The organism is Thermococcus sp. 21S9 (assembly GCF_012027635.1).
GTDB lineage: Archaea > Methanobacteriota_B > Thermococci > Thermococcales > Thermococcaceae > Thermococcus.
The window spans coordinates 1-396 of sequence record NZ_SNUS01000067.1; the positions used below are offsets into that span (position 1 = coordinate 1).

The window sequence follows — 396 nt, forward strand, 5'->3', positions numbered from 1 at the left end:
CTGTCAACCAGAGGAGAGAATCAATTCCATGTGGTGCAGTGTCCATAAAACCCCCGCCACCAGACTTTCTAACATCGAGGAACCAAGTCATGTCCAAGCCTTCCAAGAATATTGGCGGCTTAACATACTCCGAAATTGCATAAATGTATTCCAACTTCCCTATTTCTCCGTTTTCAATCATGCTCTTTGCTTTTCTAAGGGGAATTGTGAATCTCGGATTGAAAGGCACCATCAGTTTAACTCCAGCTTTCCTAGCCGCTTTGATAATTTCGTCAGCATCTTCAAGAGTCAAAGCAATTGGCTTTTCTAGGAGAAGATGTTTCCCCTCTTCAATAACTCTAAGAGCAACTTCCTTATGGCGGTAGGTCTCGATTGCGACATAAACAGCATCAACTT

General features: G+C 42.9%; 1 protein-coding gene. It reads right to left on the reverse strand.

The window, feature by feature from the left end; translation table 11 throughout:
* Positions 1-396, reverse strand: a 396-nt coding sequence (locus E3E28_RS11005) for a Gfo/Idh/MocA family protein (protein WP_167915472.1), incomplete at both ends; no start/stop codon positions are given.